The sequence below is a fragment of the Bifidobacterium sp. 2450 genome (genome assembly GCF_041900695.1).
Lineage (GTDB): Bacteria > Actinomycetota > Actinomycetes > Actinomycetales > Bifidobacteriaceae > Bifidobacterium > Bifidobacterium longum.
On sequence record NZ_JBHEEA010000018.1, the window covers coordinates 54,328 to 65,154 of the forward strand.

General features: G+C 58.1%; 7 protein-coding genes and 1 CRISPR repeat array. Of the genes, 6 read left to right on the forward strand and 1 reads right to left on the reverse strand.

The window, feature by feature from the left end; translation table 11 throughout:
- Positions 1-27 precede the first annotated feature (27 nt).
- From cas7e to cas2e, 5 genes are read left to right on the forward strand one after another with little or no spacing between them, the layout of a single operon-like run.
- Positions 28-1,254, forward strand: a complete 1,227-nt coding sequence (gene cas7e, locus ACEUKI_RS09380; protein ID WP_080785321.1) for a type I-E CRISPR-associated protein Cas7/Cse4/CasC — start codon at positions 28-30, stop codon at positions 1,252-1,254.
- Between the two features lies 1 nt (position 1,255).
- Positions 1,256-2,098 carry a type I-E CRISPR-associated protein Cas5/CasD gene (gene cas5e / locus ACEUKI_RS09385; RefSeq protein WP_179133482.1) on the forward strand — a complete coding sequence of 281 codons (843 nt, stop codon included), beginning with the start codon at positions 1,256-1,258 and terminating at the stop codon, positions 2,096-2,098.
- Positions 2,098-2,787 carry a type I-E CRISPR-associated protein Cas6/Cse3/CasE gene (cas6e, locus tag ACEUKI_RS09390; RefSeq protein WP_080785319.1) on the forward strand — a complete coding sequence of 230 codons (690 nt, stop codon included), beginning with the start codon at positions 2,098-2,100 and terminating at the stop codon, positions 2,785-2,787. The genes cas5e and cas6e overlap by 1 nt, the downstream gene beginning before the upstream one ends.
- 47 nt (positions 2,788-2,834) lie before the next feature.
- On the forward strand, positions 2,835-3,818 hold the full coding sequence (cas1e, locus tag ACEUKI_RS09395) for a type I-E CRISPR-associated endonuclease Cas1e (RefSeq protein ID WP_256866890.1): 984 nt from the start codon (positions 2,835-2,837) through the stop codon (positions 3,816-3,818).
- Positions 3,819-3,836: 18 nt separating this feature from the next.
- Positions 3,837-4,190 (forward strand): type I-E CRISPR-associated endoribonuclease Cas2e, encoded by a 354-nt coding sequence (cas2e, locus tag ACEUKI_RS09400; protein ID WP_115770437.1) that lies wholly within the window; start codon positions 3,837-3,839, stop codon positions 4,188-4,190.
- Between the two features lie 159 nt (positions 4,191-4,349).
- On the opposite strand, the gene ACEUKI_RS09405 is transcribed toward cas2e, so the two are convergent.
- Positions 4,350-4,544, reverse strand: a complete 195-nt coding sequence (locus ACEUKI_RS09405; RefSeq protein WP_374156791.1) for a transposase — start codon at positions 4,542-4,544, stop codon at positions 4,350-4,352.
- 213 nt (positions 4,545-4,757) lie between these two features.
- A CRISPR array of direct repeats spans positions 4,758-10,094; the repeat unit is 29 nt; unit sequence CGGATCATCCCCGCTCGTGCGGGGCCAAC.
- A gap of 332 nt (positions 10,095-10,426) precedes the next feature.
- Between ACEUKI_RS09405 and ACEUKI_RS09410 the strand changes: the two genes are divergently transcribed.
- Positions 10,427-10,827 (forward strand): transposase family protein (locus ACEUKI_RS09410; protein ID WP_374156790.1); only part of this gene is annotated, 401 nt, incomplete at its 3' end.

Sequence of the window (10,827 nt, forward strand, 5' to 3'; positions counted from 1 at the left end):
TCCATATTTTTAGAAAGGAACTCACTCATGAACGCATCCAATAACTCGAGCCGCACTATCGTGGAAATCCATATCTTGGAGACGACCGCGGCAGGCAACCTGAATCGAGACGATACAGGAAGCCCCAAAACGGTGGAATATGGTGGCGTTACTCGTGCTAGAGTTTCCAGCCAGGCATGGAAACGACCTACCCGCGAGACATTTAGGGACCTGCTAGATCCGCGTGATCTAGGCGTCCGTACCAAGCGGATCGTGGAACTGTTGCGTAATCGCATCCTCGAACAGACTCCTCAGACTGACGCAGAACTGGCAGCTAAGATTGCGGAAAGTATTCTTAGCGACGGAGCTGGCATCAAACTGACCAAACCACGGGCGAGAAAAAATGCCGCAGGTGATGCCGGTAATGAATTGCAACAGTCTGGCTATCTGTTGTTTATGGGCAATCGGCAGTATGACCGTTTGGCGGACATTGCGGTGGAAGCTTTGGCTCAGAATGATCCGGTTAAGTTTGTGAAGTCGGAGAAGAAACGTATCAAGCAGATTGTGTCGGACGATCGGTCCATTGATGTGGCTTTGTTCGGTCGTATGGTCGCCGATGCCACCGATCTCAACGTGGATGCCGCGGCTCAGGTCGCTCATGCCATCAGCGTGCAGGCGGTTGATGCGGAATCGGATTTCTTTACCGCAGTCGATGACGTCAAGCAGAACAATGATGATGAAAGTGATGCTGGAGCGGCCATGATTGGCCAGATTGAGTTCAACGCCGCGACTTACTACCGGTATGCGAATGTCGATGCGAACAGGCTGAATGATACGTTGGGCGATGCCAGCGTGACCGCCAAGGCTGCTGCGGCATTTGTGCAGGCATTCGTCACCAGCATGCCGAAAGGCAAAATTAATACGTTTGCCCAAGGCACTTTGCCGGATCTGGTAGTGGTCAACATTCGTGATACGCAGGCGGTGAATCTTGTCGGTGCATTCCAGAAGCCGGTCGAACCCGATTACGTACGTCATGCGACTGAGGCATTGGTGCAGCGAGAGCGGGAGCTTGACGATGCGTATGGCATTACGCCAGTGAATACGTGGGTAGTACGTATCGGTGATGCGACGGAGGCAGCTGAAGGCCCGGACGGACTGGTCGAGCGACGCTCCACCCTGCGCCAGATGTTGGAATGCATTGAGACGACGGTGGCACAGCGTCTTTCGGAACAATCGAACCAACCGACTATGCAGATGGGCGTTCAGGAGTCGTGACATGCCGGTACTGCTCATGAGATTGGCCGCGCCTATGCAATCATGGGGTGCGAGCAGCAGGTTCACCCGTCGCGAGACCGAGATGATGCCGACGAAAAGCGGCGTTATCGGTATGCTGGCTGCCGCATTGGGCATTGGTCGAGACGAACCATTGACACGGTTTGCTGGGCTTCGGTTCGGTGTGCGCATTGACCAACCGGGCACCATAATGTCCGATTTCCACACAGCGGAAGATTTGAAGAATGAGCGTCCTGGAAGTTCGAAGAAGGAAATGCTGCCGCTATCGATTCGATATTATCTACAGGACTCTGTGTTTTTGGTAGGTATTGAAAGCCGGGATGGTGACGAATTGAAACAGTACCGATGCGCATTGGCATCACCGTACTACCCAATTTTTCTCGGGCGACGATCCTGCCCTCCCGATGGGCCAATACAGACGTGGATGTCGGACGAGACGCTGGAGAACGCGTTGCATAATGCTCCGTGGCATGCTGACGAATGGTACCAACGCAAGGCGCTACGTGGCTCGGTGACTTTCCCGGAACGGTGTTTCGCGCGGATTGTTGTGGAACCTAGTGCGAATGATACGGAAAACAGGAGCGAATTCATCGACACGATTGCAGATGAGCCGGTGAGCTTCAATCCTCGTGAACGTCGATGGAGTACACGAGGCGTCATGCATCTTGCCGATGACACGAAGCCAGCTCCTACCGTTGAAACGACGGAAGGTGCGGGCCATAATGGCACCCTCGACGGAGGGGATGCAATATTTGATGCCGTTCGAAATGCCACGCAGGATTCCGGGACACATCACGAATCATACGATGCGAAGGAGGAAACGTGATGACACAGTTCACCAGGATTATGGTGGATGCTCGCAGCAGGCATGCTCGCTGGGCGATGGCATCGTTGGAACGGCAACATGCCATTATCGCCAAATCTCTTGATCCGAATCGTGTTGGAGGTAGACGATCGCTTTGGCGCTTGGATAAGGGCCGGGGCGGAGCGTCAAGCCGGTTGTATGTTGTATCTGATGCCGTGCCGGATATTCGGGTATTACATGACGAACTCGATGTGGGACCAAGTGATTTGGCGTCCTGTGCATACGAGCCGTTCCTTGACCGTCTGAGCATCGGACAAGAATGGGGATTTCGTCTTCGGGCCAATCCGACTAAATCTCTTCCCTCTGCAGAGCGTGGTCGGCGTGGTCGGCGTGTGGGCATTTCTCGCATTGACGAGCAGCTGCAGTGGTTGCAACGAAAAACGCGGGAATGTGGATTCCATATGCCTATCAATCGTCTGGAACTACCGGAGGTAGTGGTAAAAGACTCTCAGACGATTGATTTCACCAGACAAGGTTCAACCGTCACCCTGACATCAGCCGTATACGACGGTGTGTTGGTGGTTGATGACCCTGAGTTGTTGCGTACGGCTTTGCTGGATGGCATAGGGCGGGCCAAGGGATATGGATTTGGATTGTTGACGCTCGTGCCATTGGCAGACGATTATCGTACGGGGAACAGCGCACTATGAGTAAGATACCGGGCGTCAGACCGCCGTCGTTGCCGTCGTTGGTGCGCATGCAGGATCGCATGACATTCCTATACGCTGAGCATTGTGTTGTCAACCGTGCGGACAATGCAGTAACCATCACCGACTCTCGGGGCACAGTCCATGTGCCGGCCGCCGCGCTGAGCGTGCTGATGCTCGGACCTGGTAGCAATATCACTTATGCGGCAATCTGCTTGCTGGCGGAATCCCGTTCCACTTGCATATGGGTCGGAGAGAGGGGAGTGCGATATTACTGTCACGGAGCGTCGCTCGCCCAATCCTCACGTTTGCTGGAAGCACAGGCGAAACTGGTATCGTCTGAACGTACCCGGGTGAAGGTTGCCCGTCGTATGTACGCGATGAGGTTTCCGGACGAGTCGACGGAAGGCCTTACCATGCAGCAGCTGCTCGGCAAGGAGGGAACGCGAGTTCGACGTGCATATGAACATGAGTCTGAACGTACCGGTGTTCCATGGTCTGGTAGGTCCTACAAGGTCACGGATTTTGATGATGCCGATAGCGTGAATCGTGCGCTTTCTGCGGCAAATACGGCGCTGTACGGCGTGGTGCATGCAGTGATTGTTTCACTCGGTTGTGCTCCTGGATTGGGCTTTGTCCATGCGCGAAACGAGAGAAGCTTTGTATATGACATCGCTGATTTATACAAGGTTAATATCACAGTGCCTTTGGCATTTGATTTGGTGGCAGAACAAGTCTCGGATGTAGATGCTGCAGCTCGCAGAGGTGTGCGCGACCGGATGAAGGATGGCAAATTCCTCAAACGTTGCGTACATGATATTCGGTCGCTATTGCTATCTCCAGAGGAATTGGATGACTCGCCTTTGGAAGTACAAGACATCACTACGAAGTTGTGGGCAGGTGCTTCTGGATATCAGGAGGCTGGCAAGAATTACTCGCCGGAGATTGCTGACGGTAATCATAGTTCTGTATTTGTAGGAGAGGACGCTGAATCAGCTATTGCCCTATTCAACGACGATAATCCCGATTTCTAAGCATAGGGATGTACTCGAATGATTGTAATTGTGCTTACTGTATCTCCTCCCAAGTTACGCGGACATCTTACTCGGTGGCTGATGGAGATTTCTCCGGGAGTATACGTGGGAAAGGTCACGGCGCGTGTCCGCGAACTGCTATGGAATCAAATACTTGAAAATATTGGGGTCGGCCGCGCCATCATGGTGTACCTGGCCGATAACGAACAGGGAATGTCATTCAAGGTATGCGGTCAAGAATGGCAGCCTGTCGATTTTGACGGACTCGAGCTCATCATGAGGCCGAATACAAATCAAAAGCAGCGTAAGAACGAGGCAAAGAAAACTGGTTGGAGTAAGGCCTCACGTTATCGGAGATATGGAAGAAGATAGTGATGCCGTGTACGGTGACGGAGGTTGGTTTCATGCGAGATGAGGATATCTAGTCCCAATGGCCTCCCTGCCGCTATACCGATGCCTCATTCCGGATGCCTATTGAGCTGAGGAATCAACATCCGCGATTATCTGAGAGGCTTCTGCTGTTTTTGTGGGTTAGATTGTGGGTTGTGGTAGTCGGATGTCGAGTCCGCTGCATCGGAGTATGATCAGGGCGATGAGGTTGGTGACGCGGTGGAAGCCGTAGGCCATGCGGATGGTGACCTTGATCCTGTTGTCGAACGCCTCGAGCCTGGCGCTGGAGCAGCCCGGTTCGATGGTGCGTGGGATGTCGGGGCGGCGTCTCCTGATTTTTTGGAAAGCTCGACGATCTCGGGGATGCGGCTATGCGAGGCCCGGAACACCTACGGATAATTTCGAGCGTTTTGGCGGATCATCCCCGTTCGTGCGGGGCCAACGTATGGTAGAATTAAAGTAACGGGGATCCCATGCAACCGGCTCTTTAGACCGGAACATCAGTCGGGGGGTTATCCCCGTCGGATCATCCCCGCTCGTAGCCGGTGACGGATCATCCCCGCTCGTGCGGGGCCAACGCCGAGGTAGAGTGCGCGGGCCATGGTTTCGACGGATCATCCCCGCTCGTGCGGGGCCAACTTTGAATTGGTTGATGTTCATTTTGGTTGTTCCGGATCATCCCCGCTCGTGCGGGGCCAACGCCGAGGTAGAGTGCGCGGGCCATGGTTTCGACGGATCATCCCCGCTCGTGCGGGGCCAACTCATACAAACCCCGTACCATGTCGAGCGCCTCCGGATCATCCCCGCTCGTGCGGGGCCAACTAGGGTTTGAACGCGGGTTGCCTGCGTTTGGGCGGATCATCCCCGCTCGTGCGGGGCCAACTACCGTGGATTTATTGGACGCCAGAGGCAAAGCGGATCATCCCCGCTCGTGCGGGGCCAACAATGGTTCGATGAATTCGGGCGTGAAATCATCCGGATCATCCCCGCTCGTGCGGGGCCAACTAGGAGAGGTCTTCGGCCATATTGTCGGTGACCGGATCATCCCCGCTCGTGCGGGGCCAACTCGGGCGAAGTCGGCGCGGATTCCTATTCCTTCGGATTATCCCCGCTCGTGCGGGGCCAACCGATTCGTTCGGGCGAGTTTTTTTATCATTCGCGGATCATCCCCGCTCGTGCGGGGCCAACTTATAGGTCGCGCCCATCTTCGCCACGGCCTTCGGATCATCCCCGCTCGTGCGGGGCCAACCACCTACAACGGTTCCGGCTTCTATGCGCCCTCGGATCATCCCCGCTCGTGCGGGGCCAACGGACAGGTCAGAGTGCATTTCAACGATGCGTTCGGATCATCCCCGCTCGTGCGGGGCCAACGGTCACGCAGGTCGACATGGACGGCGTCTGGCCGGATCATCCCCGCTCGTGCGGGGCCAACCCGATGGCGCTGGTGATGCGTCCCGGCAAACCCGGATCATCCCCGCTCGTGCGGGGCCAACGGCGTCGTTGATGCTCGCGAAGGTGGAAGGCACGGATCATCCCCGCTCGTGCGGGGCCAACGCATATCGTGCGTCCGACGATACAGGGCCTTGCGGATCATCCCCGCTCGTGCGGGGCCAACTCCAGCTCCAGCAGGACGACACCACCAAACTGCGGATCATCCCCGCTCGTGCGGGGCCAACTCTGCCGGTAACTGCACTATCCCGTGGTAGTGCGGATCATCCCCGCTCGTGCGGGGCCAACCAGTCCGACGTAAGTAAATGAATTGCCAACGTCGGATCATCCCCGCTCGTGCGGGGCCAACAGTCGCGTCATTATATATCATGCCACTGTCTCCGGATCATCCCCGCTCGTGCGGGGCCAACGAGGCGCGCCACTGGCCGATCAGCGACTGGTCCGGATCCATCCCCGCTCGTGCGGGGCCAACGACGGCAAGGGCGCGGCCCAGGTGCGCGAGGACGGATCATCCCCGCTCGTGCGGGGCCAACGACTTTTTGCCCAGCAATCTACGCTCTGAAAACGGATCATCCCCGCTCGTGCGGGGCCAACGCGTATTATCAATCGCGTTCGGCACACCAGAGCGGATCATCCCCGCTCGTGCGGGGCCAACGCAGATTTTATCATTCAACTCAGCTCTATGGGCGGATCATCCCCGCTCGTGCGGGGCCAACGTCGCCTTGTCCACTGTATCGGCCCCAAGCGCCGGATCATCCCCGCTCGTGCGGGGCCAACGCAATCGCTGGAGTGTATGACAAAATTCACTTAGGATCATCCCCGCTCGTGCGGGGCCAACAGGCCAACACGTATGGCTCTCAGACTACGGCGCGGATCATCCCCGCTCGTGCGGGGCCAACCTACCGTGGCACCACATCGGGCGGCACCGGCTCGGATCATCCCCGCTCGTGCGGGGCCAACGGACAGGTCAGAGTGCATTTCAACGATGCGTTCGGATCATCCCCGCTCGTGCGGGGCCAACCTCATGCCCTTCAGGGTCTTCAGGTAACCGGCCGGATCATCCCCGCTCGTGCGGGGCCAACCCATCCGGGATACGGTCGAACGCGGACTTGGCCGGATCATCCCCGCTCGTGCGGGGCCAACACGCCAGCCGTCTTGTAGGCCTCAGCCGCGTACGGATCATCCCCGCTCGTGCGGGGCCAACATCCTCGCTTTATAGCTCATCGTCCACCTCCCAGGATCATCCCCGCTCGTGCGGGGCCAACGTGGAATCCAACCGGTTGACGTTGTACCACGTCGGATCATCCCCGCTCGTGCGGGGCCAACTGCTCGGCGGTGTTGCCCGTGCGTTGGGCGAGCGGATCATCCCCGCTCGTGCGGGGCCAACTTCCATGACAATTCAAGGAATGCCCAGCCGTTCGGATCATCCCCGCTCGTGCGGGGCCAACAGGTGCTCGGATTCGTCCCACCTGGTCGCGTACGGATCATCCCCGCTCGTGCGGGGCCAACAGGTGCTCGGATTCGTCCCACCTGGTCGCGTACGGATCATCCCCGCTCGTGCGGGGCCAACGCAGGTACTCAGAATTACCACACATCCGATGGCGGATCATCCCCGCTCGTGCGGGGCCAACAAATGATATGATATCAACATGTAGCGGCATGTCGGATCATCCCCGCTCGTGCGGGGCCAACTTGAGCTGGGTTTTTCGACACTTCTGCCACTGCGGATCATCCCCGCTCGTGCGGGGCCAACGAGGCCCGTGAATGCCCAAGGGCATCTGCAACCGGATCATCCCCGCTCGTGCGGGGCCAACGACTCCGATGTATTCGCAAATTTTTTGAGCGACGGATCATCCCCGCTCGTGCGGGGCCAACCTCCTTTCCATTTCTCTGGTGGTCTGGTAGTTCGGATCATCCCCGCTCGTGCGGGGCCAACCGAAATGAATCGCAAGGACCAGTACCCAATTTCGGATCATCCCCGCTCGTGCGGGGCCAACTGATAATCGTCGTACCAATTAACGCGGCACAGCGGATCATCCCCGCTCGTGCGGGGCCAACGTCCATCTTAGGCGGCAATGTCGCCCAAAAGTCGGATCATCCCCGCTCGTGCGGGGCCAACATAACCATAGCCGAAAATCACGGTATGATACTCGGATCATCCCCGCTCGTGCGGGGCCAACGATACGCTCACACCACAAACTTCAACCTATCGCGGATCATCCCCGCTCGTGCGGGGCCAACTTACACTCATGCTCGACGCGGCGACACAATGGGGGATCATCCCCGCTCGTGCGGGGCCAACCTAATAACTGTTGGAATGGGGGCATCCCGTTCCGGATCATCCCCGCTCGTGCGGGGCCAACATTCGGGCGTATTCAGGCGCGTAGCCAAAATCCGGATCATCCCCGCTCGTGCGGGGCCAACGCGGGCCGTGATACTCAGGTAATACCCGCGTACGGATCATCCCCGCTCGTGCGGGGCCAACCTTGCTGGGTAATGCTTGCGATATTCTGAACCCGGATCATCCCCGCTCGTGCGGGGCCAACCTAGCAGTATCCCGGACGGTATCAAAAACGAGCGGATCATCCCCGCTCGTGCGGGGCCAACCGCTACCTGTTTGACCCCATGAACCGGCAGTACGGATCATCCCCGCTCGTGCGGGGCCAACCGATGCATCTTCAGCAGTTCTTCGGCGTCATCCGGATCATCCCCGCTCGTGCGGGGCCAACGATATGACATGGTGGAAACGCAACACGCCATGCGGATCATCCCCGCTCGTGCGGGGCCAACTCGAATATCGCCGTAATCTTAAATTCCTTGTGCGGATCATCCCCGCTCGTGCGGGGCCAACACGTTCGTAACGTTGAAATGGCAATCAAAGTTCGGATCATCCCCGCTCGTGCGGGGCCAACTGCGGCGCGGACGTGTACAACATGCAGGCCGACGGATCATCCCCGCTCGTGCGGGGCCAACGAACTGTGGCGTTGTCTCGACGGTATCGACGCCGGATCATCCCCGCTCGTGCGGGGCCAACAGAACCCAAGTTTTTGAAACGTCATCCGAAACCGGATCATCCCCGCTCGTGCGGGGCCAACTTTGGCAAATTGGTTAGGGCGGACGAATGCGTCGGATCATCCCCGCTCGTGCGGGGCCAACTAGACAGCAGCACTTTTGAGGGCAAGCGTGCCAGGATCATCCCCGCTCGTGCGGGGCCAACACGCGGACTCATTGAGTGAGCTTTTTGACACCAGGATCATCCCCGCTCGTGCGGGGCCAACCGATTGTCTCGTATTGGTTATCAGTCGCGTTGCGGATCATCCCCGCTCGTGCGGGGCCAACTAATCGGTGTCCGCCCGTAACGTTTTCACGAACGGATCATCCCCGCTCGTGCGGGGCCAACCTAGCCAACGTAACAAACTTATCATGGCGGAACGGATCATCCCCGCTCGTGCGGGGCCAACGACCTGCTCGGAGCCAACTAACGGAAGGAGGCCGGATCATCCCCGCTCGTGCGGGGCCAACACACTTCTATGTTGTATGGCTATGGTTGTGTCCGGATCATCCCCGCTCGTGCGGGGCCAACAAATACGACAACGACATAGACACCCTATACGACGGATCATCCCCGCTCGTGCGGGGCCAACGGTAATGGCGTATCCGTTTTTAAAGGTCGAAACGGATCATCCCCGCTCGTGCGGGGCCAACTTGGTGTTGTTTTGCGTGTCCGTATGGTTTTGCGGATCATCCCCGCTCGTGCGGGGCCAACGGATTTGGCCGCTGTGTTTCGCAGCGGTTTCTCGGATCATCCCCGCTCGTGCGGGGCCAACCCCACAGTTCGGTAACGGTGCATGGATTGAAACGGATCATCCCCGCTCGTGCGGGGCCAACGTGGATGGCTCATAAGGGTTTTCGTACGGGAATGGATCATCCCCGCTCGTGCGGGGCCAACCGTCCAAAGGCATGCCGAGCGGGCTGGGTGACCGGATCATCCCCGCTCGTGCGGGGCCAACTCACAGCCGGATTGCCTGACCCATACCCATGCCGGATCATCCCCGCTCGTGCGGGGCCAACCGGCCAGCGTCGGTTTGTTGTAGAGTTTGTTGCGGATCATCCCCGCTCGTGCGGGGCCAACGAAGATGAGTTGCGACAGGCGTTCGTGGATGACGGATCATCCCCGCTCGTGCGGGGCCAACTAGCAGTAAGATAATTAAGCCGATTATCATCCCGGATCATCCCCGCTCGTGCGGGGCCAACTTGATGGGGTTGGCATTAACGTTAATTTGTGCCGGATCATCCCCGCTCGTGCGGGGCCAACTATGTCATTCGTCATTATCATCACCGGCCAATCGGATCATCCCCGCTCGTGCGGGGCCAACGAAAGCGTCGCAAGCGTTGCCGAGCAGAAATACGGATCATCCCCGCTCGTGCGGGGCCAACAGTCTGATTTTACGAGGAAAAAGCGGGTTGAGTCAAATAAAAATATTTGATTACAGCAGTGGTATATGGCAATAGGGGAATCGCAAGCAGAAACTGGGTGATGTGTTGAAAGGTAATACGCATACTCACCCCTTCGCAAGCTCTATTGCCAATCGTGTGCCGAAATCACATATATTGGCAATATACAGGATTTTGTGGGGGTCATCATTTACGGCGCTATTGCTGTTTTTGTGGGTGGTGGTTCGTCGTTGAGTTGTTGTGGGAGTAAGTGAAGAGCGCTTTTTGGGTAGGATGTTTTCGACCGAGAGAAACACACAGCCGCAAAGCGCCTGATGGACGGCATATGCAACCAGCTTCTCAACGTCAAAGGCATGGTGGTCGAGGACGCGTGCATCGTCGACTCCCCATTGCGCCCCGTGCCCGTGCTCGAGATCCGCCCGCGCCCGCGCAGGGGCATGCTCCGGTGCTCCCGATGCGGCAGACGCCGTCATGGTTACGACCGGGGCGGCGGCGTGCGTCGCTGGAGACACCAGGACTTCGGCTGCCGGAGGGTCGAACTGGTCGCCGCCCTGCCGCGCGTGGACCGCCCGGAATGCGGCGTCACGGTCGCCTCCGTGCCGTGGGCGGGGCCGGGCAGCCGGTCCACCAGGGATTTCGAGGCGGAGTGCGCGTGGCCGATGACGGTCGCGAACCGGAAGACGGTCGGCGGTTTCCTTCATATCGCGTGGAGGAC